We start from the raw sequence: 23851 nt of genomic DNA on the forward strand, positions 1-23851 counted from the left end.
ACCCTCCAGCCACCACCCGAACTACTCGCCGCGGCTTAACGACGCCCCACACCAAACCCGGCTCCGCTTCGCTCCGCCGGGTGCTGCCGCCTGCCCACTCACTCACCGATTTTCGAGTCAGCATCCATCGTCCACAAGAACGGATCTTCATGCGAAGCGTCTGGGGATTCGTTGTTACGGTCGTCCGGTGGTGATGTGGGAGGAGACGCAGCCGGGAGTGCTGCGGCTGCCTTCCGGTCGGCTGGTGCGCGGGCGCGGCCTGCGCCGCCCGCTGCCCGACGGGCCGCTGCCGCATTTCGCGGTCTACCTGCTCGGCAGGCGTCCGCCCGAGACGCCCTGGTCGGCCCGGTGGGTGCGCTGGCGGGACTTCTGGCTGCCCGCGGACCCGGCGGCCTTCCGGGAGGGGCTGGTCGAGGCGCTGGACCGGGCTGGTGACGAGCGGGTCGAGGTTGCCTGCGGCGGCGGGATCGGCCGCACCGGCGCCGCGCTGGCCTGCCTGGCGGTGCTGGACGGGGTCCCCGCGCAGCAGGCCGTGGCGTTCGTGCGCGCCGGCTACCACCGCAGGGCCGTGGAGACGCCCTGGCAGCGGCGGTTCGTGGCCGGGTTCGGGGCGAGCTGACCGAGGGGTGCCGCGGGCGTGATCGAGGCAGTACATTGCCTGCCACGCACGGCAATCGATCACCCCTACCCCTCGCACCGAGTGAGGCCCCCATGAGCGCCAACCTGCCCCTGCGCGAGCGCCGGATCGACGTCTTCTTCGCGATCGTGTTCAGCGCCTTCACCGTCACCTCGGTGATCGCCGACCTGATGCCGACGCTGGGCTTCGACTTCAGCCGGCCGTCGGACAACTTCATCCTCAACTCCAACTACTGGTACGCCCACGACACCGACCCGCTGTTCATGCACCCGCCGGTGTGGATGCGCATCGTGACCGGCCTGTCCGCCCTGGTCTACATGCCCTTCTACCTGGTACTCGTGTACGCCCTCATCCGCGGCCGCAACTGGATCCAGCTCCCGGCGGTGATCTACGCGACGATGATCTCCACGATCACCGGGGTCATCGTGTTCGGTGTGGAGTTCTTCGGTGAGCCGCAGTGGCAGACCCCCAACCCGGTCAAGTTCCTGTCGTTCAACCTTCCGTATGTCCTGTTGCCACTACTGTTGTTGGTGCGTATGCGCAAGCCGGAGCCGTTCACCCGGCGGTTCTGACGGCGCTGCGATCCCGACTCGGCGTGCGCGCGGCGGCCGCACGGCATACGGTGAAGACATTGACCTGATCCGATCCGGGAGGAAGTCCATGAGACTGCGCCACCGCCGTGCGCTCGTCCTGATCGCCGTCACGACCCTGGCGTCGACCGCGGCCGCCGGGCCCGTCCAGGCGAGCCCGAGGCCGCCCAGCCCGGAGAAGGCGCCGGTGGCGACCGGGTACGGCGGCGCGGTCGCCACGGTGGATCTCGACGCGACCCGGGTCGGCCTGGAGGTGCTGCGCAACGGCGGCAACGCGGTCGACGCGGCGATCGCGGCGGCGGCGACGCTGGGTGTGACGGAGCCGTTCTCGGCGGGCATCGGCGGGGGCGGCTTCCTGGTCTACTACAACGCCAGGGACCGGAAGGTGTACACCATCGACGGCCGGGAGGCCGCGCCGATGACGATGGGGGAGACCGCGTTCGTCGACCCGGCGACGGGGCTGCCGTACGCGTTCGCCGAGGCCCGGGTCAGCGGCATCGCCGCGGGCGTGCCCGGCACCCTGGCCACCTGGGACAAGGCGCTGCGCAAGTGGGGGACCACCGACCTGGCCGACGCGCTGCGCCCGGCGGCGAAGGTGGCCGACCGCGGTTTCACCGTCGACAACACGTTCCGCACCCAGATCAGCGACAACGCGGCCGCGTTCGGGCAGTTCTCGTCCACGAGCGCGCTGTACCTGCCGGGCGGCGCGCCGCCGGAGGCCGGCTCGGTGTTCCGCAACCCGGATCTGGCCGACACCTACCGCCTGATCGCCCGGCACGGCACGGGCGTGTTCTACAAGGGCGCGGTGGCCCGCGACATCGTCGACACCGTGCAGCACCCGCCGGTCGCCGACGTGCCGGTCGGCACCTGGGCGTACCCGATCCGCCCCGGCACCATGGCCCTGTCCGACCTGGCCGCGTACCAGGTGCGCACCCCGCAGCCGACGCGGATCTCCTACCGCGGCTACGACGTGTACGGCATGCCGACCCCGTCCAGTGGCGGTCAGGCCGTCGGCGAGGCGCTCAACATCCTGGAGCAGACCGACCTGAGCGCGCTCACCCGCACCGGGGCGCTGCACCAGTACCTGGAGTCGTCCGCGCTGGCGTTCGCCGACCGGAACCGCTTCGTCGGCGACCACACCCCGCGCCCGCTGCTGGACGAGCTGCTGTCCGACGGCTTCGCCAAGGAGCGGGCCTGCCTGGTGAACCCGGCGCAGGCGCTGGTCAAGCCGGTCGCGCCGGGCACGCCTGACGGGTCGTACGGCGGCTGCGCGACGGCCGCGCCGAGCCCCGCCGTGACCGAGGGCCAGTCGACGACCAACCTGACGGTCGCGGACCGCTGGGGCAACGTGGTCGAGTACACGCTGACCATCGAGCAGACCGGCGGCAACGGCATGGTCGTGCCCGGTCGCGGCTTCCTGCTCAACAACGAGATGACCGACTTCAACTTCACCCCGACCCAGGGCAGCGCCCCGGACCCGAACCTGCCCGGCCCCGGCAAGCGGCCGCGCAGCTCCATGGCACCGACGATCGTGCTGGCCGACGGCCGCCCGTTCCTGGCGGTCGGCACCCCCGGTGGCTCGACGATCATCACGACCGTGCTGCAGATCCTGGTGAACCGCCTGGACCTCGGCATGACCCTGCCGGAGGCGGTCGCCGCGGCCCGCGCGACGCAGCGCAACACGGCCGCGGTGCTGGCCGAGGCCGATTTCGCCCCGGAGATCCCCGGGCTGACGGCGCTCGGCCACACGTTCGCGGCCAGCCCGGAGATCGGAGCCGCGACCGGCATCGAGTTCCTCGGCCACGGCCGCCTGCTCGCCGCCGCCGAACCCGTCCGCCGCGGCGGCGGCTCCGCCGGAGTCGTCTGGCCCGTGTCAGGCCCGTAACCCACGCCGCCCTCGGGCGAGCCCGCCGTTCGGGCGGGCCCGCCCGAGGGCGCGGTGCTGCACTTTCGGGGAAACTGCACTATCGCACCGGTCGATAGCTGCACTTTCCCCGAAACTGCAGCGCCGGGGACGCTGCGCGGGATTATGGGAAGCGTGGTGGTACGCGCGGATGGGGCGCGGTGAGCGCGCAGAACACCGAGCCGCGGCCGCCGCGGCCCGGTCCCCGCCCGCGGTTGTCGATCCCGGTGCCGCATGTGTCGTACCCGTTGCAGCGGTTCCTGGCGACCGAGGCTGGCGGCGGACTGCTGCTGCTCATCGCGACGGTGCTGGCGCTGATCTGGGCGAACCTGCCCGGCGGCGGGTACGAGGCGTTCTGGCACACCGAGGCCTCGGTCCGGGTCGGCGAGGTCGGGATCGACCTGGACCTGCGGCACTGGGTCAACGACCTGGCGATGGCGCTGTTCTTCCTCACCGTCGGCCTGGAGATCAGCCGCGAGCTGACCGTGGGGGAGCTGCGCCGCCCGCGGGCGGTGCTGGTGCCGGTGCTCGGCGCGCTCGGCGGCCTGATCCTGCCCGCGCTGATCTATGTCGCGTTCAACCCGTCGCCGCCGGCGCTGCACGGCTGGGGCATTCCCATCTCGACCGACACGGCGTTCCTGGTCGGCATCCTGGCCCTGTTCGGGCCGCGCTGCCCGGACCAGCTGCGGCTGTTCCTGCTCACCCTGGCCATCGCCGACGACATCGGCGCGATCGGAGTCATGGCGATCTTCTACAGCGCCGGGATGTCGGCTCCCGCGCTGGTGGCGGTGCTGGCGCTGACCCTGGTGCTGGTGGGCCTGCGCTGGGCGCGGGTATGGCAGCTCCAGGCGTACGTCGTCGTCGGCATGCTGCTGTGGGTGGCCGTGTTCGCCTCCGGCCTGCACCCGACGCTCGCCGGGGTGATCGTCGGGCTGCTCGTGCCGGCCACGCCGGTGGAACCGGAGCAGGCAGAACGGCTGCGCTTCTACGGCCGGGCGGTGATCGAGCGCGCCGACGCCGTCCGGGCCCGGCTGGCCGCCGCCGCGGCGCGGGCCACGGTGCCGCCCAACGACCGGCTGCAGGACGCGCTGCACCCGGTCAGCGCGTTCCTGGTGATCCCGCTGTTCGGCCTGGCCAACGCGGGGGTGCGGCTGGACGCCGAGACGCTGCGGCGGGCGCTGACGTCGCCGGTCACCATCGGCATCGTGGTGGCGCTGCTGGCGGGCAAGACCATCGGCATCAGCCTCGGCGCGGCGCTGGCGCTGCGCACCGGCTGGGGCGAGCTGCCCGGCCGGGTGCGTTACGGGCACCTCATCGGCGGGGCGGTGCTGGCCGGCATCGGCTTCACCATCTCGCTGTTCATCGCCGATCTGGCCTTCAAGGACCCCGTTCTCCAGGCCGAAGCCAAGATCGGCGTACTGGCGGGTTCGCTGCTGGCGGCCGTACTCGGCTCGTTGGCCCTGCGCTGCCTCGGCGAGCGCCTGCCCCTGTGCACCGTCGACGACTCCGACGGCATGCCCGAACTCCCGACGGGCCCCTGGCGCGACCCCACTCTCAACGAGCGCTGACCGCCCTTCCTCCGTTTCTGGTCAGCGGTGGAGGCCGAGGGCGCTGCGGAGGGCGGAGAGTTCGACCTTGCCCTGATAAAGGTTCCCGTCGGCGAACAGCGTCGGTGTGCCCCGGACCCCCTCCGCGACCCCCGAGCGATAGTCGGCCTCCACCGGAGGCCGGTAGGGCTGCACGGCCTCCCCGGTCACCGAGTCGAGGCCGAGCATCTGGGCGTAGTTCTCCAGGTCGGGGTCGGTGAGCCGGCTCTGGTGGGCGAACAGCATGTCGTGCATCTCCCAGAACTGCTCGCCGGACGCCTCGGCGGCCAGCGCCGCGGTCAGCGCGAACGGGTGCACCGTGAACAGCGGGAAATGCCGGTAGACGAGCCGGACCATGCCGTCCGAATCGTCGACCAGGCGGCGCAGCACGGGCGCGGCCGCACCGCAGTACGGGCACTCGAAGTCGCCGTACTCCACCAGCGTGATCGGGGCGTCCAGCAGCCCGTACACATGCCGGTCGAGGTCCACCGGGACGGACTCGGTCACCTTTGCAGCGTAGTTCGCCGGGGTGCTCAGCCGTTGGCGATCAGCGTGGCGTAGTCGGCGGCGCGCAGCGGGTCCTGGCTCAGCGAGGCGTCGGGCAGCGGCACCCCGATGCGGGCGCCCTGCCGGGTGAACACCACGCCGGTGATGTCGGCGCGGCTGGTCAGGGTGCACACGATCTGGCCGAAGGCGAGCACGTCGTCGTTGCGGCCGGTGTTCTCGATGCCCGCCGGCAGTTCCACGTACGCGGTGCCGGCGAGCAGTTCCACCGAGGCGACGACGTCGCGGCCGCCGAGCGCGGTGCCCAGGCCGCGGTCCTGCTCCGCCTCGGTGGGTCCGGCCAGCAGGTCGCCGAGCAGATGCTGCGGGTCGGGTTCGGCGGCGAGCCGGCGCTGCACCGCGACCAGTGAGCCGTCCCGGATCAGATACAGGCTCTCGGCGGCGGGTCCCGACGCGGCGGCGGAGGGCACGGCGGTCGCCGCGCGCGACGGCGCGCCGACCTCGATGACCCGCGGGGCGTCCTCGACCGGCACCCCACATCCGGCGAGCAGCACCACCAGCAGTGACGGCAGTAGACGCCGGGTCATGAGGCCACCCTCGGCAGGTCGATGCGGAACCGGGCCCCGCCGCCGGGGCGTTCGGCCACGTGCACCCTGCCGCCGTGCGCCTGCACGTGCTGGGCGACCAGGGACAGGCCGAGGCCGGTGCCCTCGCTGTCGCCGCGGGCCCCGGCGGTGCGCCCGCGCACGAACCGGTCGAAGATCGACTCCCGGTCGGCGGGGCTGACGCCGGGGCCCTCGTCGTCGACCTCGACGTAGTACCCGATCATCCGGCGGCCGCCCAGGCGCACCGCGACCGCCCCGCCGCCGTGGCGCTGCGCGTTGTCGATGAGGTTGACCAGGATCTGCTCGAAGCGCCGCCGGTCGACCTGCCAGATCGCGTCACTGCCCGGGGCCACCGACACCAGGTTCACGCCCAGGCCGCGGGCCCGGCACACGCGGCGTACCAGGGCCGGCACGTCGACGGAGGTGCGGTCGGCGGCCTGGTCGCTGCGCGACAGCTCGATCAGGTCGGTGACCAGGGCCTGGAACCGCTCGACCTCCTCGGTGAGCAGGGCCGCGGCGGTGGCCGTGCGCGAGTCGAGGTGGGCGCGCCGGCGGGCCAGCACGCTCGCGGCGGCGGACAGGGTCTGCAGCGGCGAGCGCAGCTCGTGGCTGACGTCGGCGGCGAACCGGCGGTCGCGTTCCATGCGCCGCGACAGCTGGTCGACCATCAGGTTGAACGAGGTGGTAAGCCGGGCCAGCTCGGGTTCGGCGGCGGGGTCGAGCCGGGCGCTGTGGTCCCCGGCGGCGATCTCGCTGGCGGCGCGGGCGACCGAGGCGAGCGGGCGCAGCACCCGCCGGGCCGCGTACGAGCCGAGCAGCGCCCCGGCCCCGGTGGTGCCCACCGCGACGAGCGTCAGCACCAGCGCGAGCACCTTCAGTGACCGGTCCAGCTCGCGCATGAAGTCGACCTCGTAGAGGGCCGTCCCGTCGCCCAGCGGCACGGCGATCACCATGGCGGGCACGCCGTCGACGCGTACCCGCTGGATGCCGGGCTCGCCCTGTTCGGCCAGGAGCACCAGGCCGTCGGGGATCTCGTCGGCGGTGTTGGCGGTGTCGACCTGCGCGGAGAACCAGCGGCCCTCGCGGCGCAGGAACGCGCGCCGGTCCGCGCCGGTGTTCAGGGCGCTGAGCGCGGTGAGGGCGTCCGGCCGGTCGGCGTCGAGGCTGGACGCGACGATCGCCGCGTCCAGCGACACGGCGTCGACCGCCGCGTCCTCCCGCTGCGCCAGCAGGAAACGTTCGGTGAGCTCGTAGGACAGCGCGCCCATGACGGTGGACACGACCAGTGCGCCGACGGCGAAGCCCGCCGTCACCCGCGCCCGCAGCCCCGGCTTGCGGATCATCGCTGCAGCTTGTAGCCGAGGCCGCGGACGGTGACCAGCCGGGCCGGGGCGCCGGGGTCGTCCTCCACCTTCTGGCGCAGGCGTCCGATGTGCACGTCGACGAGCCGTTCGTCGCCGAAGTCGTACTCCCAGACCCGTTCCAGCAGCTGCTGGCGCGACAGCACCTGACCGGCGTGCTCGGCCAGCTCGCACAGCAGCCGGAACTCGGTGCGGGTCAGCGCGACCTGGTCGCCGCGCAGCAGCACCTCGCCCGCCTGCGGCCGGATCTCCAGGTCGCCGACCACGGAGGTGCGCGGGCCCGCCGCGGTGGCCGCACGGGCGCGCCGTCGCAGCGCCCGCAGCCGTGCGGTGAGCTCCTTGACCGCGATCGGCTTGACGACGTAGTCGTCGGCTCCGGCCTCCAGCGCGGCGACGATGTCGTGCGTGTCGTCGCGGGCGCTGACCACCACGATCGGCACGTCGTCGGCGCGGCGCAGCTCCCGGATGCACTCGAACCCGTCGATGCCGGGCAGCATCAGGTCCACGAGCACGGTGTCCGCGGGCTCGCGGCGTTGGCGGACCAGACCCTCCTCGGCCGTCGCGGCGGAGGAGACGGTGTAACCCTCGTCCTCCAGCGCCAGCGTCAGCGACAGGCGGATGCGGTCGTCGTCTTCGATGACCAGTACAGCGACCATCGCCGCATCATCGCCCAGAAACCCGCCGCGCGGCCAGTGGAGGGCCGCCGACCTCGTACCCGCCGGGCCGGGTGTGCCGGGTGTGGCCGCCGCCGGGCAGCCACCGGATACGGCGGTCGGGAGTCGACGGTGCGGCGGCGCCGGGGCCGCGTACCAGGGTCAGCAGGTGTCCGGCCCAACTGTCCAGCGGCGACGGGCGGTCGGCGTGGCGGGCCCGCGGGGCCGGACCGTAGCGGCCCGCGGCCGTCGCGATGGCGTCGGCGAACGCGCCCGTGTCGTGCGGGTTGACCGCGATCGCCCCCGGCAGGTCGGTGACGCCGCTGGTCAGTTCGCTGACCACGACGGATGCGCCGAGTTCGCCGCGGGCCGCGATGAACTCGTGCGCGGATGCCACGGTGCCGTGGTGGGTCGGCGTGACCAGCATCCCGTCGCAGGCCAGGTACAGCGCGGCCAGGTCGCGGCGGTCGGGCTCGGCGCGTACGTAGTGGACGACGGCCTGCCCGACGCTGGCGTGCGTACCGTTGATCTTCGCGATGAGCCGGTCCACCCGTTCGCGCTGCGCGTCCTCGGCTGGGGTGCGCGGGTTGCCGCAGGCCACGTGCAGCAGCGCGACCTCGCCGGGGGCGGGCCGGTGCTCGGCGAGGAACCGTTCGAAGGCGTGCAGCCGCTGCTCGACGGCGTCGGCGGGGTCCCACCCGGCGACCGACAGCAGCACCGTCCCGCTCACCCGCATCGCCTCGCGGATCCGCCCGCCTGCGGCGCGGACCGGGGGCAGCAGGGCCAGCCGCCGGGCCCCCGCGGTGTCGGCGGGCAGCGGGTACGCGAGAACCCGCAGCCCTCGGTGGCCGACCGTGATGCGGCCGTCGCGCACCGGCAGGCCGTGCACCCGTTCGGCCAGGTCGAGCAGGTTGTCCACGGCCCGCTGGTGCGGCAGCGCGATCACGTCCGCACCGAGCAGCCCCGACAGCAGCGCCCGGTGCTCGGGCAGCCGGGCGAACGACTCCGCGGGCGCGAACGTGCTGTGCAGGTGCCCGACGACGGCCAGGTCCGGGCGCATCCGGCGCAGCATGCGCGGTAGCAGCTGCAGCTGGTGGCCGTGCGTCCACACCGTCGCCGAGGCCGCCGCCGACGCGGCCACGGCGGCGGCGACCCGGCGGTTGACCGCCAGGTAGCTCTCGAACCAGCCGTTCGGGAAGTCCGCGGGCTGGTGGTGGCACAGGGAGCGGAGCAGGCTCGCGCCGAGCGCGGCGGCGTCGGCGCGGGCGGGCGGGTTCACCCCGAGCACGCCGTCGCCGGAGCCCACACCGCCGGCCGGCGCCCACGCCCCGGCCGACGCCGCGACGAGCGGCCGCAGCGACGCCAGCGCGGCGTCGACATGGTCGCGGCTGTCGTCGGGATCGGCGGCGGGCAGGCGGTCGGCGGCCACGACCAGGCCGTACCGTCGCCCGCGGCTCACGGCGTCACCCGTGGCGGTTCGCTGTCCGAGGTGAGCACCTGCAGCACCCGGTCGACCCGGGCGAGTTTCAGGTTGCGCCTGGCCCGCGCGGACGGCGAGCGCAGCGCCACGGTGCCGCCGTCGCGCATGGCCCGGCGGTGGGTGTCCAGCAGCAGCAGGATGCCGGCCGCGTCGATCAGCTCGCAGTCGGCGAGGTCGATGACGAGCTGGCGCGGGTGCAGCGCCAGCGCCTCCTCCAGCACGTCGTGCACGCTCGGCGCGGACCGGGCGTCCAGATCGCCGCGTACCTGCACCTCGACCAGCGGCACGACCTGCGTCGCGCCGGCGGGGACCACGTCGTCCACCGTCACCTCCACTTGATGGACTCTGAGCCTTGCCCGCCGGTACGGCGATCATCCGGCGGAACTGTGACAGTTGTGTGACAGTTCCACCGTTTCGTGTCAGGACTCGACCTCGTGCCCGTCCGGGGTGGGTTCGGCCCGTGCCGGCATGGGCGGCGCCGTCACGCCGCGGAGGTAGTCTCAGCAGCGAATCGGCTGACGGGGAGGACCTGACCATGAGCTCCAGTCCGCATCGGATCACGACGCCGGAGCAGCTGCGCGCGCTGCTGGGCGAGCCCACCCCGGCCGCTGCCGGCAAGACCCGCACCAGCCTGCACCCCTACGATCGCGCCTGGCTGGCCGCGTCGACGTTCTGCCTGGTGGCCACCTCGAACGCCGACGGCAGCTGCGACGTGTCGCCCAAGGGCGATCCGGCCGGCTTCACGATGGTGCTCGACGACACCACGATCGCGATCCCGGAGCGGCCGGGCAACCGGCGGGCCGACGGGTTCTTCAACATCCTGTCCAACCCGCAGCTCGGCCTGCTGTACGTGATCCCGGGCCGGACCGACACGCTGCGGATCAACGGGCACGCGGAGCTGGTCTCCGACGCGCCGTTCTTCGACGACATGGTGGTCAAGGGTCACCGGCCGCAACTGGCCGTGATCGTGTCGATCGACGAGGTGTTCCACCACTGCTCGAAGGCGTTCCTGCGCTCGGCGCTGTGGAAGCCCGAGACCTGGCTGCCCGGGGCGGCCCCGTCGCGTCCGCAGCTCGTGCGGACCTTCGAAGGCTCGCAGAAGTCCATCGCGGAGCTGGAGGCCTACTACGGCCCCGGGTACGAGGAGGGCATCTACCGCTGAGGTACGCCCGGCGGGTGATATCGGCCGGGTGAGCAGGCAGGTAGCGTCAGGGCCGATCCTCAAATGGGAGGTGTCGGACATGTCAGGCTTGCCGCTCCACGACCTGCGCCAGGTGCCCGACGAGACGCTGTACCTGCGGCTGATCGTGCTGCGTAGGCACTTCCCGGCCGACTTCGACGCCGAGGACTACGACTACCGCCGCAACGTGTGGGAGGCGGCCAACCGCGCCGTGCAGGGGGAGATCCGCCGCCGGCGGGCCGAACCTCCGAAGTGGTGGATCGCCGAACGCGGCGAGCCGCAGGAGGTCCGGCAGCGCCGGTTCGGCGCGATCGCCGCCTACCTCGTCGGAGGCGGGCTGGTGGTGCTGCTGTCGGGCATCCCCTACCTGGCCGTTCCGCTCATGGTGACCGTGCTGGCCAGCGGCGCGACCTGGCTGGTGCCCGAGGTGCTGCGCAACCAGCGCCAGCCGTTCCTGCAGCCCATCCCGCGCCCGCGGCTGCCCCAGGACTGAGCCGCGGCTGCACGGGCCGCGGTCAGCTGGCCGTCAGACGGAAGCTGTGCACCGTCTGCCAGCGTTGTGCGGTGACCACCCGCAGCTGCCCAGTGCGCAGGTCGTACGTCACCGACCAACGGGTGTGCGGCTGAGCCACGGCCCGCAGCAGGCTCATCGCGTCGGCTTGCGGCACCGCGCCACCGGTCCGGCCGAGCGTGTCCGCGAGCACCCGGTAGCGCGTGTCGTGGCGGCGTTCCGGCTCGCCGACGCCGATCAGCGGGACGTTGGTCAGCGCCTGCCACCGCCCCGTGCCGCGCTCGACCTGCTGCCGCCCGTCGCTGTACTCGACCAGCGCCGACGCACCCGAGGTGTCCGCGAGCAGGTAGTGCAGCGGCGGGCCGCCGGTGAAGTCGATGTTGTGCCGGGCGAACACCGCGAGCGCCTCGTCGACCGTGGCGGCCTGGTCGAGCACCAGGCGCAGGATGCGTACGCTGCCCACGGTCGGTTTGGCCGGGTCGGCAACGGCGGACGCGCCCTCGTCGGCGGCCATGCCCACGGCCAGCCCGCGCTCGTTCAGCCCGTCGAACGGCAGCAGCGGCGCGTCGAGCAGGCGGCGGTCACCGCGCGGGTCGTCGGCGGCGGACAGCCCCAGGTAGCGCAGGTCCACCAGGGAGATCGAGGCGTACCCGTCGGGCGGGTCGGTCCGCAGCACCAGCGCGGGGTTCGGGTCCCAGTCGAAGTTGCGCCCGAACACCGGCCGGTCCGGGTCGCCGAGGGCGGCGAACAGTGAGCACCCGAACGGCGCCGCGGCCGTCGGCTGCGGACCCGGCGCCGCGGTGTCGTAGTCGCCGAGGTAGGTCATCTCGTACAGCGGCAGGTCGTCGACGCGGCGCACCCCGGCCAGCGTCGCCTCCGCCTGCGCCGCCGACTGGCGCGACGCCCCGCCCGTGGCCGGCCGGGACGGCGCTGCGGGTGTGCAGGCGGCCAGGACGAGCAGCAGGACGAACCCGAACCGTCTCATGGGTCCACAGTGGCACGGCGGACGTCGATGGAACAGGCCGTTCAGGCCGGCGCGCTGCGGTTGGCTGGCCGGACCGGCAGCCGCCGCCGCGGGCGGCGCGGGCGCAGCACCCGGTCGGCGTGATGACGCAGCCCGGTGCGCAGCACCCGGACCGGACGGCGGGCGCCGCGGATGACGGCCCGCGCGGGCCGGCGCGCGGCGGCGAGGGCCCGCGCCGCCGACAGGGCCCGTTCGGCCCGCCGCTCCCGGGCGACGACGCGGCGGCGCAGGGCCAGCAGCAGGACGTAGGCCGCGGCGAGCGTGCCGCCCAGCACCACTTCCGTCGCCGTCATGGTCCCGCCCTTCCTTTACGCAGTCTGCGCTGTGTCCTCACCGCACCAACGACAAACGTGAGTGAGTCGTTATTACTTCCCGTAGTCGTGTACATCACGATTCGGCGATGGCCGGGCGACCGTCCAGCGGATCGGTGTGGCCCGGGTCGCTCGGCGGTTTGCCCGCGCTCTCCGCGGGGCAGATCGATAGGGCACGACCAGCTACGAAGGGATGAACCCATGGGTACCGTCGACTCTGCCAAGCATCACCTTCAGGACGTCAAGGGCAAGGTCAAGGAGCACGTCGGCGACGCGACCGACAACCACAGCCTGCAGGCCGAGGGCATCGCCGATCAGGCCAAGGCGGCGGCCGGCATGGCCGCCGACGACGTGCGGGACGCGGTGCGCGGCCGCGACGACGAGCGCGACGACGCCAAGAACTGATCTCGGCGGGCAAGCGGGCCGGTCTTCCTCGGGAGACCGGCCCGCCCGCGTGTCCGACCGGTCAGGCCGCCGGCGTGCCGGGGCCGTCGTCGAGGCGGGCGTCATGGACCAGGATCGCCGCCTGCACCCGGTTGGTCAGGCCCAGCTTGGCCAGCGCCCGGCTCACGTGCGCCTTCACGGTCGCCTCGGCCATGTCCAAGTCGCGGGCGATGTCGGCGTTGGCCAGTCCCCGGGCGACGGCACGCACCACGTCGCGCTCGCGGTCGGTCAGCACCGCGAGGCGGGCCCGGGCCTGGTCGGCCACCGACGGGCCGCGCTCGGCGAACGAACTGATCAGGCGGCGGGTGACCGTCGGGGCGAGCATCGCGTTGCCGGCCGCCACGGTGCGCACCGCCTCGGCCAGGTCACGCGGCGGGGTGTCCTTGAGCAGGAAACCGACCGCTCCGGCGCGCAGCGCGGCGTGCACGTACTCGTCCTGGTCGAACGTGGTCAGCATGATCACGCGCGGCGGCTCGGGCAGCCGGGCGACGGCGGCCGCGCCGGTCAGCCCGTCGGTGCCCGGCATCCGGACATCCATCAGCACCACCTCGGGCCGGTGCCGGCGGGCCGCCTCCACCGCCTCCGCGCCGTCGCGCGCCTCGGCGACCACGGCGATGTCACCGGCCGCCTCCAGGATCATCCGCAGGCCGGAACGCACCAGCGCCTCGTCGTCGACCACCAGCACGCGGATCACGCGGCCACCTCGCGGCTGCCGACCGGCTCCGACGGGTCGGCCGGGATGCGCGCGTGCAGCGTGAATCCCCCGTCCAGCCGCGGCCGCGCCTGCACCGTGCCACCGGCCAGGGCGACACGTTCGGCGAGCCCGACCAGGCCCAGCCCGCTGTCGGGCACCGGCGGGGCCGGCTGGGGTGGTGGTGCGTTCTCGACCGCCACGAACAGGCCCTGCGGCTCGCGGCGCAGCGTGACCGTGGTCGGCACGGCCCCGGCGTGCTTGGCCACGTTGGTCAGCGCCTCCTGCACCACCCGGTACGCGGTGCGCTGCGCGGACGGCGACACATCGTGCATCGGCCCCTCGTCGACCCGGCGCACCGGCAGCCCGGCGGCCCGGCTGGAGTCGAGGAGCCGGTCCAGGTCGGCCAGCGTGGGCTGCGGCGCGAGTTCCGGGGCCATCCCGCCGGTCACGTCGGGTGCCCGCAGCATGCCCAGCACCTCACGCAGCTCCTGCATCGCCTCCCGGCCGGTGGTGCGGATCAGCGCGGCCTCCTCAGCCGTACGCGGGTCCGCGGTGCTGACCTCCAGCGCCCCGGCGTGCAGCACCATCAGCGCCACCCGGTGCGCGACCACGTCGTGCATCTCCCGGGCGATGCGGCGGCGCTCGTCGGAGCGGGCCCGCTCGGCCCGCTCGTGCTGCTCGCGTTCGAGCCGTTCGGCGCGCTCGCGGAACTGCTCCAGGACCTGGCGGCGGGCGCGCACCCACAGCCCGAAGACGAACGGCAGCCCGACGGTCATGGCCACCCAGGCGAGTGCGGTCATGACGCCGCCGAAGATGAGCCCGCCGGTCATGCCTTCGTAGAGCAGGTCGCTGTGCACCGCGCTCCAGCCGACCGGCAGGCCGACGAGGGTGCTCGCGACCAGGAAGTACGGCCAGGCGCGGCCGGGGTCGTGCGGCCGTCCGGGGCGGCCCGCGCCTGCGTAGTAGGAGGCGACGAACACCGCGACGATCATGCACAGTGCCAGCCATGCGGCGAGCGACAGCACGAACAGCGGCCAGCGCGCCCGGCGGATCAGCATGGCGCTGCCGCCCGCGGCCAGCATGGCCAGTGCGATCAGTCCCCAGTGCGGGTCAGGGGACATGCCGTCGAAGAGGAAGATCGGCGGCCGCCAGGGGGAGACGAAGGAGAACAGCGTCACCCCGCAGCCGAGCGCGAACGGGTACAGCCAGTGCGCCAGCCGGCGCAGCCGGCTCGACGGCTGCAGCCACGACGGCAGACCGGGCACCCGTGCCGCGCTGTGCTCCATGCCCTCATCCCCTGGTCGCCGCCGTCCCGGTGACGAGCTTGGCAGGTCCGCGGCCGTGGCGGCCACTACTTCTGTCGCCGCGCCCCGCTACTTAAGTAGGGGGCCGTGATCGACTCCTGCCCGAGTGCACCGCCGCCGCCGGGCGGCAGCGTGTCGCCCATGACGAACTTCGAGGCCGCGGTGAGCGCGGAAGACCTGACCAAGCGGTACGGCTCGGGCGACGCGCAGGTGACCGCGCTGGACGCGGTGACGACGGCCTTCGGCCGCGGCGAGCTTACCGCGATCATGGGCCCGTCCGGGTCCGGCAAGTCCACCCTGATGCACTGCCTGGCCGGCCTGGACACCCCGACCGGGGGCCGGGTGTGGCTGGACGGCTCCCGGCACGGCAGCGCCGACCGGGTCGAGCTGAGCGGCCTGCGCGACGACGCGCTGACGGCGCTGCGCCGCGACCGGATGGGTTTCGTGTTCCAGGCGTTCAACCTGCTGCCGACGCTGACCGCGTGGGAGAACATCACCCTCCCGCTGGATCTGGCCGGACGGCGGCCCGACCAGGCCTTCGCCGACACCGTGATCGACGCGGTCGGGCTGCGCGACCGGCTGCACCACCGGCCCGCCCAGCTCTCCGGCGGCCAGCAGCAGCGGGTGGCCTGCGCCCGCGCGCTGATCAGCCGCCCGGACGTGGTCTTCGCCGACGAGCCGACCGGCGCCCTGGACTCCCGGGCCGGGGCTGAGGTGCTCGGCTTCCTGCGCCGCAGCGTCGACGAGCTTTCGCAGACCGTGGTGATGGTCACCCACGACCAGGTCGCGGCGTCGTACGCCGACCGGGTGCTGTTCCTGGCCGACGGGAAGATCGTCGACGAGCTGCGCGAACCCTCCGCCGACCGGGTGCTCGACCGGATCCGCTCCCTGGAATCCGCCGGACGCGGCCGCACGGCCGTCGGGGCGGGTGCCTGATGCTGCGGGCGATGCTGCGCGACCTGCGCGCGCACCTGGGCCGGGTCGCGATGACCCTGGCCGCGATCGTGCTCGGGGTGGCCTTCGTGGTCGCCACCTGGGTGGTGTCGGACTCCGCCGCGGCGACCGTCGGTGGCGGGGCGGCGCGCTCCGACGTGGCCGCGCTCGTGCAGGCCGTCCGTGAGACCTCGGCCGCGGCGGAGATCCCCGCCGACGTCGTCGCCCGGCTGGCCGCACTGCCAGGGGTGAGCCGGGCCGAGGGCGTCCGGGAGGGCTACGCGGCGCTGGTCCGCGCCGACGGCAAGCTCGGCACCACGTCCTGGCCGGACACCGCGGGCACCGACTGGGACGGCTCGCAGCGGTTCACGCTCACCGCGGGCCGCGGCCCGTCGCGCGCCGGGGAGGTGGCGCTGGAGGCGCAGGCCGCCGCCGAGGCCGGGCTGTCGGTCGGCGACTCCGCGCGGGTGCTGCTCGGCGGGGACCGGTCCGACACCGCGACCGTCGTCGGTGTGTTCACCTACCGTGCGGCGGGCCGGGAGTTCGACCCGGCCGTGGCGTACGACGAGAGCACCGCCGCCCAGCTGCTGCGCAACCGGGACGCGGCACCCGGCGCGGCACCCGGCTTCGCCCGGGTCGAGCTGTTCGGGCCGGACGAGCCGGCCGTGGTCGCCGCCGCCCGGACCGCGCTCGGCACCGGCTTCGACGTGGACTCGGGCAGCACGCTGCGCGCCGACCAGGCGCGGGCCGCGCAGAGCGACGCCGACGTGATCCGCAAGGCGCTGCTGGCGTTCGCCGCCGTGGCGCTGATGGCGGGCGTGTTCGTCATCGCGAACACCTTCACCATGCTGGTCACCCAGCGCACCCGGCAGTTCGCGCTGCTGCGGGCGGTCGGCGCGCGGCGGTCCCAGGTGCGCCGGGCCGTGCTCACCGAGGCCGTCGTGCTCGGCCTGGTCGGCTCGACGATCGGCGTCGCGCTCGGCGTCGGGCTGGGCCTGCTGGCGATGCGGCTGCTGCCGGTCGACGGGCAGGTCGCGTACGCGGTGTCGCCGTGGGCGGTGCTGCTCGGGTACGCGGTCGGCGTGGTCGTGACGATCGTGTCGGCGTACGGGTCGGCGCGCCGGGCGGCCCGGGTGTCGCCGATGGCGGCGCTGCGTACCGACGCCGCCGTGCCGCGGCGCTCGCTGGTGCTGCGTACCGTGCTGGGGTTGGTCGCCGTGGCGGCCGGCGCGGCCATGGTCGCGGTGACCTCGCCCGACGAGCTGACCGAGCCCAAACGGATGCTGGCCATGGCCGGGGCGGTGCTGGCCTGGGTCGGCGTGCTGCTCACCGCGCCGATCCTGGTGTCGACGGTGCTCGCCCCGCTGACCCGGCTGCTCCGCTCGCCCGGCCCGGTCACCCGCATCGCGATGCGCAACGCCGTACGCGACCCGCGGCGCACCGCCGCCACCGCGTCCGCGCTGATGATCGGCCTGTCACTGGTGTGCGCGTTCGCGACTGTGGGGCAGACGCTGCGCGACGACACCACCGAGCAGGTGCGCTCGGCGGTGCCCGAGTCGGCGGTGGTGCTGCGCGCCGCGGCGTTCGGCGTGCTCGACGACACGGTGCTGGCCACCGCCTCCGCCGTGCCGGGCGTGACCGGTCTGGCCGTGCCGCGCTGGGGGGCCGTCGACGTCGTCTCGCTGCGGGGTGCGGTGGCGGAGAGCGGGTTCACCAGCCTGAACCCGGCCGCGGTCGGCAGTGCGATCCGCCCGAAGGTGACCGCGGGGTCCGGGGACCTGCGCCGCGGGGTACTGCTGTCGGAGCAGATCGCGACCCGGCTCGGGGTAGGCGTCGGGGAGCAGGTGCGGTTCCGGTTCCTGAGCGCCGACGCGGCGGGGCAGCCCAAGCCGGTCGAGGTGGCGGTGACCGTCGCCGGGGTGCACGAGGGCGGCGACCTGCTGCGCGGGCAGCTCATCGACGAGGCGCTGCTGCCGGCGGGGGTGTCGGGGGAGGGCGACAGCATGTTCGCGGTCGGAGGTGATCCGGCGGCGCTGCGTACCGCGATGGAGAAGGCGTTCGCGTCGCGGCCGGACGTGCTGGTGCAGGACCGGGGGCAGTTGGTCGAGGACATGCTCGGGCCGCTGCAGCTGGTGCTCGGGCTGGTGTACGTGCTGCTCGGGGCGGCTGTGGTGATCGCGGTGTTCGGGGTGATCAACACGTTGGCGCTGTCGGTGCTGGAGCGGACGCGTGAGCTGGGGGTGTTCCGGGCGCTGGGGGCGTCGCGGGGGCTGGTGCGCCGGACGGTGCGGCGGGAGAGCGTGGTGATCTCGCTGTACGGCGGAGTGCTGGGGATCGGGGTGGGTGTGCTGCTGGGCGGGGTGATGCAGTACGTGATCCTGGCGAATCCGGTGTTCGGGTTGTCGGTGCCGTGGTTGACGGCGGGGGTGGCGTTGGCGGGGATGGGGCTGGTCGGGGTGCTGGCCGCGCTGTGGCCCGCCCGCCGTGCGGCTCGCGCCGACATCCTGGCGGCTATCGCCACGGAGTGACGCGCCGCGTTTTTAATCGACGTTGGCCTATCTGGATGACTTTGATCGCACTTTTGTCATCCAGATAGGCCAACGTCTATGGCGAGCCGGGGTGGTGCGGGGGGTGGGTGGGGTCAGCGGGTGAGGCGCCAGCGTTGGTTGGTGCCAGTGCCGCAGGTCCACTGGATGGCGAGGGCGCCGTCGGCGGTGGAGGCGTTGTTGATGTCCACGCACTTGCCGCTGTGTGCGGCGATCAGCTGGTAGACGCCGGTGCTGGACAGGCGCAGGGTGAACTGCTGGTTGGCGGTGTTGGTGCAGGTCCACTGGATGATCGCGGCGCCGTTGGCGGTGGACACGCCGTTGACGTCCAGGCACAGGCCGTTGGCGGTGTTGGTGATGGTGTACGTGTCGGCGCCGACGGGGGTGAACCGGAACGACTGCGCGGTCTGGCCGTTGCAGGGCCACTGCCGCAGCTGGGTGCCGGTGGCGGTGGAGGCGTTGGGCACGTCGAGGCACTTGCCGCTGTGCTGGGCGACGGCGGTGGAGGTGAACGCGTCCCCGGTGGTGATCGTCTCGGACAGCACGGTGCCGTGCCGGATGAAGCCGCTCAGCCCGCCGGGCACGTCCGAGCGCGCCGACCAGTTGTTCAGGTCGGTGCTGGTGGCCGTGTAGTAGTGGCCCGACGTGTAGCCGTCCATGTAGATGCGCCAGCTGCCGTCGGTCTGCCGGACCAGGGCCGGGCCCTCGACCCCGGAGCCCCAGCCGGCCCAGTTCCCGGTCCCCGTGAACGTCCACGGCCCGTTGAGCGAGGAAGCCGTGGCGTGCTCGATGTACTTGGTGGTCTCGTTCTTGGCGAACGCGTGGTACGTGCTGCCGGAGCGTACGACGAAGGTGTCGATGTAGTTCGGCGCGATGCCCGACAGCGCGACCGGCGCGGCCCACGACGAGAACGCCGTGTTCAGGGCCCGGAATCGGTACGGCCGGAAGTTCGCGTACGAGGTGGTGCTCAGCGACACGATGACGTTCACGCTGCCGTCGGCCGGGTCGACGAACCATTCCGGCGCCCAGGTGTTGACGATGCCGGAGATGCCGACCGGCACGTTGCGCACGAACGACCAGTTGATCAGGTCGGTGCTGGACGCGATGCCGAACTCGGTGCCGGTCCAGTTGGTGGTGTACACGACGTAGTAGCGGCCGTCGCTGTGCTTGAGCACGCTGGGGTCGCGGATCAGGCCCGACGGCGGGGTGTACGCGGGGCCGCGCAGCAGGGTGAAGTCGCGCGCGTTGGTGGACGTGTAGACGTAGAGGTTGCTCTCGCTGCTGTTGGTGAACGCGGTGAGCACGTACCTGGTCACCGTGGCCGCGGCGGCGGGCCGCGCGCCGGACAGGCCGGCGAGCAGGGCGAGCAGTACGGCCGCGGTGGCGGCGACGGCGCGGGCGGCCGGGGAGAGCCGCAGGGACGGGGTGCTGCCGAGCATCTTTGCTCCTTGTCGCAGTCGGCGATGCATAGGGAGGCATGCATGTGAGCGCTAACATTTCGCGTCCTGAACGGCCCGGGCAAGCCGGACGCGATGTTCCACAGTGTCCGTACCCTCATCGACGGCTGTCAAGGTCACCGGCCGACACGGCGCGCGGCGTGACCGGGGCCACGCTTGCCTTGACACCGGCGGCAACGTTTAGCGTGTTGCAGGACAGGGAGGAGGAACCGGATGCTCATCGGCGAGCTGGCGCAGCGCGCCGGCACCAGCACCCGCACGCTGCGGTACTACGAGCAGCACGGACTCATCCGCTCGCGGCGCGCGACCAACGGCTACCGTGCCTTCGACGAGGCCGAACTGCGGGTCGTGCACGAGATCCGGGCCCTGATCGCGGTCGGGTTCGACCTGGACGACATCCGCCCGTTCGTGGCCTGCCTGCGCGCCGGGCACGCGACCGGCGACGTGTGTCCCGACTCGGTCGCCGTGCTGCGGCGCAAACTCGACGAGGTCGACACCTGCCTCGGCCGGCTCAACGCCGTCCGCGACCAGCTCCACCAACAGCTCAATGAAGCCATCGCCCATCGGGAGAAGACATGTCTGAGAAGAACGGCCCCCTGATCGAGGTCACCGACGCCACGTTCGTCGACGTCGTGCTGAAGTCGGACCGGCCCGTGGTGGTCGACTTCTGGGCGGAGTGGTGCGCGCCGTGCAAGGTGCTGGACCGGTCGCTGAACGAGCTGCACGGGGAGTTCGGCGACAGGGTGCTCATGACGAAGATCGATGCTGACGCCAACCCGGAGACGGCCCGCGCGTACAAGGTGATGTCGATGCCGACGCTGATCATCTTCCGCGGCGGCGAGGTCGTCGCCAGCGCGGTCGGCAACCGCCCGAAGATGGCGCTGCGCCAGTTCCTGGAAGCCGGTATCGAGGGCTGAGCCCAGGGCTGAGCACACTCACGCCGCGGCGGCCGGCTGGCGCGCCGCCGCGGCTCGCCGTCGGCCGGGCATCTGAGGAACGGCACGCAACCCCGCGCGCTTTGACATGATCGACTGATGGGCCAGGCGTACGCCGTCACCGCGGAGTTCTACGACCTGTTGCAGGCCGCCGAACAGCTCGCGGTCAGCGGGCGGCTGCTCGACCGGTGGCTCGGCAGCCCCGAGGTGGGCGTGCTGGACGTCGGGGCGGGCACCGGACTGGCGGTGAGCCTGCTCGCCCGCCGCTGTGCCGTGCCGGTGCATGCCGTCGAGCCCGCCGCGAGCATGCGGGCCGTGCTGCTCAGCCGCATCGCCGGGCAGAGCGAGGTGCTGCCCCGGGTCCGCGTGCACGCCCGCAACGTGCAGGATCTGGGGCTGGTCGGCGTCGCCGACTTCGCGTGGTGCCTGAACACGATGGCCGGGCTCGACGTGTCCGACCGGGCCGCGGCGCTGCGCGCGCTCGCGACCGCGCTGGTGCCCGGGGGCAGGCTGGTGGTGCAGCGTCCGCCGGCACACGCTGCCGACGGCCGCCGCGACCTGCCGTCGTGGCAGCTCGGCGGTGACCTCTACAGCGGCGAGGTGGTCACCACGCCGGTCGGCGCGGACCGGGTCCGGTGGCGGTTCAGCTACCGGGTCAGCCGCGAAGGCGCGCTGGTACGCGAGGAGACCGAGGTCTTCGACGGCCACCTCGCCACCGAGTCCGGCTTCGACGCCGAACTGGCCGCCGCAGGGTTCACCGTGGTCGGCGCCGACGACCCGGACATCGTCATCGCCCGCCGGTGAGCACGGACGCTTCGGTAGCGTTGTCGTTCATGAACGACGACGGGGTGACGGTCCGCCTGGCCGGGGCGGAGGCGGTCGATGCGCTGGAGCCGCTGTGGCTGTCCATGCACCGGCACCATCGGGAGATCGCACCGGAGCTGGCCATGTATCCAGACGAGCGGTCCTGGCAGCTGCGCCGCGACCTGTACCGGCAGTGGATCACCGAACCGGGCTCGTTCGTGCTGCTGGCCCACGACGGTGACGAGCTGGTCGGTTACGCGTTCACGCACGTGTTCGCGGGCCCGGACGACACCTGGGTCTCCGGCGACCGGATCGCCGAGCTGGAGTCGCTGTCGGTGGCGGCGAGCCACCGCGGCCGGGGCGTCGGCACCCGGCTGCTCGACGCCGTCGACGACCGGCTCGCCGAGCTGGGCATAGGTGACCTGTACATCGGCACACTGGCGGCCAACCTCGGCGCGCAGCGGGTGTACGAGAAGCGCGGCCTGCGTCCCTTGATGATCAAATATGCCCGGCTGGCGGCCTCCCCGCCCCGCGACTGAGCCACCGGTCGCGAATTGGCCGTGGGGCGGCGGCCGCACGGTGCGTACCGTCGAACTGTGGAGATCTTGAGATACGCGGCGTTCACCGCCGACCCGGCCGGCGGCAACCCCGCGGGCGTCGTGCTCGACGCGACCGCGCTCGACGACACGACGATGCTCGGCATCGCCGCGGACGTCGGCTACTCCGAGACCGCGTTCCTGATCCCGCACGGCGGCGGCCGGTTCACGGTGCGCTACTTCAGCCCGCTGGCCGAGGTGGACTTCTGCGGGCACGCGACCATCGCGGCCGCGGCGGCGTACGCCGAGCGCCACGGCGCGGGCCCGCTGACCTTCGACACGAAGGCGGGCACCGTGCAGGTGCTCACCAGCCTGGCCGCCGACGGCACCGCCACGGCCACGCTGACCAGCGTCGCGCCGCGTACCGCAACGCTCGACGAGGCCGATCTCGGCGCGCTGCTCGACGCGTTGGGCTGGTCGGCCGCGGACCTCGATCCGGCGCTGCCGCCGCGGCTGGCGTACGCCGGGGTCTGGCACCCGGTCCTGGCTGCGGCGACCCGGCAGCGGCTGTCCGACCTGGACTACGACATGGCCGTGCTCGGGGAGCTGATGGCGCGGCGCGGCTGGACCACCGTGGACCTGGTGTGGCGGGAGTCGGCGGACGTGTTCCACGCCCGCAACCCGTTCCCGCCGGGTGGTGTGGTGGAGGACCCGGCGACCGGCGCGGCGGCCGCGGCGTTCGGCGGCTACCTGCGCGAGCTGGGTCTGGTGACGCCGCCCGCCACGGTCACCGTCCACCAGGGCGACGACATGGGCCGTCCCAGCGTGCTCACCGTCCAGATCAGGCCGGACCCTGGCAGCGGCATCGCGGTGAGCGGCTCGGCCGTCGCGCTGTAGTGCTCGGCGTAGTGTTTTCGCAGGTCACGGGCGTGGCGAAGGCAGTCGGGAAGGGGTCGCCTCCGTAGGATCTTGTCGATCCTAGGAAAGGTGACATGTAGTGAAAAAGTCGTATCGAGCGGCCGCGCTGTCCGCGGCACTGCTCGCGGGAGCAGCCGCGGGCGGCGCGCCGTCCTGGAGCGCCGCCGTCGCCGGTGAGCAGGTCTACGACACCGCAGGCACGTACACGTTCGACGTGCCCGCCGGTGTCGAGGTGACCCTGGAGCTGTGGGGCGCGGGCGGCGGCGGTGGCGGCGGCAACGGCGGTGGCGCCGGGGGCGGCGGCGGTGGCGGCGGCAAGTCGCTGTTCGGCCGGGGCGGTGGCGGCGGAGCCGGTGGCAGCTCCGGCGGCGGTGGCGCGGGCGGCGGTTCGGGCGGCGCGGGACAGTACGTGAAGTGTGTGCTGCCTGCCGACTTCCCGGCGACGAGACTGTCCATCGTGGTCGGCCGCGGCGGCAGCGGGGGGCGCGGCGCGGCGGCGGCGACCGGCGGCGCGCCGAGCGCACCCGGCGGCAACGGCAACCCGGGTCAGCTCTCCAAGGCCGGCGCGGACGGTGCAGGCGGGGCGATCACCGAGGTCAGCGTGCTGCTCAACGACACCCCGCTGCTGCTGACCCAGGCCGCGGGCGGCGACGGCGGGCAGGGCAGCCCCGAGTTCTCCAACGGCGGCCCCGGCGGCATGGACGCCACCGGCAGCCGTCCGGGCACGACCCGGCCCGGCGGCATCGGCAGCAGCGCCCCTGGTGACGGCGGCGCGGGCGGCACGATGGCGGTGCCCTCGGCGGCCCTGTGCACCGGCGCCGACGGCGAAAGCGGCAACGCGGGCAAGGGCGGCGGCGGCGGCGCGGCCGGCGGCTCCGGCGTCGACGGCGCGACCAGTGGCGACGGCGGGGCCGGCGGCACGGGCGCGACCGTGG

25 protein-coding genes and 1 pseudogene are annotated in these 23851 nt (G+C 73.5%); 15 read left to right on the forward strand and 11 right to left on the reverse strand.

Going from position 1 to position 23851, the window contains the following annotated elements:
* Nucleotides 1–193: 193 nt before the first annotated feature.
* The 4 genes from F6W97_RS39635 (at nucleotide 194) to nhaA (ending at nucleotide 4698) form a co-directional block, all read left to right on the forward strand.
* A complete protein-coding gene (locus tag F6W97_RS39635; RefSeq protein WP_155375778.1) occupies nucleotides 194–619 on the forward strand; it encodes a protein-tyrosine phosphatase family protein in 426 nt (141 codons plus the stop codon).
* Between the two features lie 92 nt (nucleotides 620–711).
* Nucleotides 712–1209: an EXPERA domain-containing protein gene (locus F6W97_RS39640; RefSeq protein ID WP_155375754.1), complete on the forward strand. Its 498-nt coding sequence runs from the start codon at nucleotides 712–714 to the stop codon at nucleotides 1207–1209.
* Nucleotides 1210–1303: 94 nt separating this feature from the next.
* Nucleotides 1304–3112: a gamma-glutamyltransferase gene (gene ggt, locus F6W97_RS39645; RefSeq protein ID WP_407924652.1), complete on the forward strand. Its 1809-nt coding sequence runs from the start codon at nucleotides 1304–1306 to the stop codon at nucleotides 3110–3112.
* 254 nt (nucleotides 3113–3366) lie between these two features.
* The gene (gene nhaA, locus F6W97_RS39650; protein ID WP_230687356.1) at nucleotides 3367–4698 is read left to right on the forward strand and encodes a Na+/H+ antiporter NhaA; all 1332 of its coding nucleotides are present in this window, start codon (nucleotides 3367–3369) and stop codon (nucleotides 4696–4698) included.
* 21 nt (nucleotides 4699–4719) lie between these two features.
* Here nhaA and F6W97_RS39655 read toward each other — a convergent pair whose 3' ends face one another.
* From F6W97_RS39655 to F6W97_RS39680, 6 genes are read right to left on the reverse strand one after another with little or no spacing between them, the layout of a single operon-like run.
* Entirely contained in the window at nucleotides 4720–5223 is a 504-nt protein-coding gene (locus F6W97_RS39655) for a DsbA family protein (protein ID WP_155375757.1), read from the reverse strand.
* 26 nt (nucleotides 5224–5249) lie between these two features.
* Nucleotides 5250–5807, reverse strand: coding sequence for a GerMN domain-containing protein (locus tag F6W97_RS39660; protein WP_155375758.1), 558 nt, complete (start codon nucleotides 5805–5807; stop codon nucleotides 5250–5252).
* Nucleotides 5804–7165: a sensor histidine kinase gene (locus F6W97_RS39665; RefSeq protein ID WP_407924653.1), complete on the reverse strand. Its 1362-nt coding sequence runs from the start codon at nucleotides 7163–7165 to the stop codon at nucleotides 5804–5806. Before F6W97_RS39665 ends, F6W97_RS39660 begins: the two co-directional genes overlap by 4 nt.
* Entirely contained in the window at nucleotides 7165–7842 is a 678-nt protein-coding gene (locus F6W97_RS39670; protein WP_155375760.1) for a response regulator transcription factor, read from the reverse strand. The genes F6W97_RS39665 and F6W97_RS39670 overlap by 1 nt, the downstream gene beginning before the upstream one ends.
* Before the next feature lie 7 nt (nucleotides 7843–7849).
* A complete protein-coding gene (locus F6W97_RS39675; RefSeq protein WP_155375761.1) occupies nucleotides 7850–9298 on the reverse strand; it encodes a trehalose-6-phosphate synthase in 1449 nt (482 codons plus the stop codon).
* Nucleotides 9295–9654: an STAS domain-containing protein gene (locus tag F6W97_RS39680; RefSeq protein ID WP_155375762.1), complete on the reverse strand. Its 360-nt coding sequence runs from the start codon at nucleotides 9652–9654 to the stop codon at nucleotides 9295–9297. Before F6W97_RS39680 ends, F6W97_RS39675 begins: the two co-directional genes overlap by 4 nt.
* Before the next feature lie 200 nt (nucleotides 9655–9854).
* Here F6W97_RS39680 and F6W97_RS39685 point away from each other — a divergent pair, with 200 nt between their 5' ends.
* Together F6W97_RS39685 and F6W97_RS39690 are read left to right on the forward strand one after the other, a co-directional pair.
* Nucleotides 9855–10481 (forward strand): pyridoxamine 5'-phosphate oxidase family protein, encoded by a 627-nt coding sequence (locus tag F6W97_RS39685; protein ID WP_155375763.1) that lies wholly within the window; start codon nucleotides 9855–9857, stop codon nucleotides 10479–10481.
* 79 nt (nucleotides 10482–10560) lie between these two features.
* Nucleotides 10561–10992 (forward strand): hypothetical protein, encoded by a 432-nt coding sequence (locus F6W97_RS39690; RefSeq protein ID WP_155375764.1) that lies wholly within the window; start codon nucleotides 10561–10563, stop codon nucleotides 10990–10992.
* Between the two features lie 22 nt (nucleotides 10993–11014).
* Here the strand turns inward: F6W97_RS39690 and F6W97_RS39695 are convergent, their stop codons facing one another.
* Together F6W97_RS39695 and F6W97_RS39700 are read right to left on the reverse strand one after the other, a co-directional pair.
* Nucleotides 11015–11995, reverse strand: coding sequence for a carcinine hydrolase/isopenicillin-N N-acyltransferase family protein (locus F6W97_RS39695; RefSeq protein WP_155375765.1), 981 nt, complete (start codon nucleotides 11993–11995; stop codon nucleotides 11015–11017).
* A 41-nt stretch (nucleotides 11996–12036) separates the two neighbouring features.
* Complete coding sequence (locus F6W97_RS39700; protein WP_155375766.1) at nucleotides 12037–12327, reverse strand: hypothetical protein; 291 nt, start codon at nucleotides 12325–12327, stop codon at nucleotides 12037–12039.
* Between the two features lie 219 nt (nucleotides 12328–12546).
* Between F6W97_RS39700 and F6W97_RS39705 the strand changes: the two genes are divergently transcribed.
* Nucleotides 12547–12750, forward strand: coding sequence for a CsbD family protein (locus tag F6W97_RS39705; RefSeq protein WP_155375767.1), 204 nt, complete (start codon nucleotides 12547–12549; stop codon nucleotides 12748–12750).
* Nucleotides 12751–12811: 61 nt separating this feature from the next.
* Here the strand turns inward: F6W97_RS39705 and F6W97_RS39710 are convergent, their stop codons facing one another.
* Together F6W97_RS39710 and F6W97_RS39715 are read right to left on the reverse strand one after the other, a co-directional pair.
* Nucleotides 12812–13483, reverse strand: coding sequence for a response regulator (locus F6W97_RS39710; RefSeq protein ID WP_155375768.1), 672 nt, complete (start codon nucleotides 13481–13483; stop codon nucleotides 12812–12814).
* On the reverse strand, nucleotides 13480–14769 hold the full coding sequence (locus tag F6W97_RS39715) for a sensor histidine kinase (RefSeq protein WP_230687357.1): 1290 nt from the start codon (nucleotides 14767–14769) through the stop codon (nucleotides 13480–13482). The genes F6W97_RS39710 and F6W97_RS39715 overlap by 4 nt, the downstream gene beginning before the upstream one ends.
* 159 nt (nucleotides 14770–14928) lie before the next feature.
* Between F6W97_RS39715 and F6W97_RS39720 the strand changes: the two genes are divergently transcribed.
* Together F6W97_RS39720 and F6W97_RS39725 are read left to right on the forward strand one after the other, a co-directional pair.
* Nucleotides 14929–15723, forward strand: coding sequence for an ABC transporter ATP-binding protein (locus F6W97_RS39720; RefSeq protein ID WP_155375769.1), 795 nt, complete (start codon nucleotides 14929–14931; stop codon nucleotides 15721–15723).
* The gene (locus tag F6W97_RS39725; RefSeq protein WP_155375770.1) at nucleotides 15723–18248 is read left to right on the forward strand and encodes an ABC transporter permease; all 2526 of its coding nucleotides are present in this window, start codon (nucleotides 15723–15725) and stop codon (nucleotides 18246–18248) included. Before F6W97_RS39720 ends, F6W97_RS39725 begins: the two co-directional genes overlap by 1 nt.
* A gap of 113 nt (nucleotides 18249–18361) precedes the next feature.
* Here F6W97_RS39725 and F6W97_RS39730 read toward each other — a convergent pair whose 3' ends face one another.
* Nucleotides 18362–19705: an RICIN domain-containing protein gene (locus F6W97_RS39730; protein WP_196279537.1), complete on the reverse strand. Its 1344-nt coding sequence runs from the start codon at nucleotides 19703–19705 to the stop codon at nucleotides 18362–18364.
* A 231-nt stretch (nucleotides 19706–19936) separates the two neighbouring features.
* On the opposite strand from F6W97_RS39730, the gene F6W97_RS39735 reads away from it, so the two are divergent.
* The 6 genes and pseudogenes from F6W97_RS39735 to F6W97_RS39760 form a co-directional block, all read left to right on the forward strand.
* Nucleotides 19937–20323, forward strand: a complete 387-nt coding sequence (locus tag F6W97_RS39735; protein WP_155375772.1) for a MerR family transcriptional regulator — start codon at nucleotides 19937–19939, stop codon at nucleotides 20321–20323.
* Nucleotides 20299–20640: a thioredoxin gene (gene trxA, locus F6W97_RS39740; protein WP_155375773.1), complete on the forward strand. Its 342-nt coding sequence runs from the start codon at nucleotides 20299–20301 to the stop codon at nucleotides 20638–20640. The genes F6W97_RS39735 and trxA overlap by 25 nt, the downstream gene beginning before the upstream one ends.
* Nucleotides 20641–20757: 117 nt before the next feature.
* Nucleotides 20758–21462, forward strand: coding sequence for a class I SAM-dependent methyltransferase (locus F6W97_RS39745; RefSeq protein ID WP_155375774.1), 705 nt, complete (start codon nucleotides 20758–20760; stop codon nucleotides 21460–21462).
* A 29-nt stretch (nucleotides 21463–21491) separates the two neighbouring features.
* On the forward strand, nucleotides 21492–22001 hold the full coding sequence (locus tag F6W97_RS39750; protein ID WP_155375775.1) for a GNAT family N-acetyltransferase: 510 nt from the start codon (nucleotides 21492–21494) through the stop codon (nucleotides 21999–22001).
* A gap of 57 nt (nucleotides 22002–22058) precedes the next feature.
* Complete coding sequence (locus F6W97_RS39755) at nucleotides 22059–22895, forward strand: PhzF family phenazine biosynthesis protein (protein ID WP_155375776.1); 837 nt, start codon at nucleotides 22059–22061, stop codon at nucleotides 22893–22895.
* Between the two features lie 100 nt (nucleotides 22896–22995).
* Nucleotides 22996–23851 (forward strand): annotated as a pseudogene (locus tag F6W97_RS39760) (hypothetical protein); the annotation flags it as partial.

The organism is Catellatospora vulcania (genome assembly GCF_009720385.1).
Taxonomy (GTDB): Bacteria; Actinomycetota; Actinomycetes; order Mycobacteriales; family Micromonosporaceae; genus Catellatospora; species Catellatospora vulcania.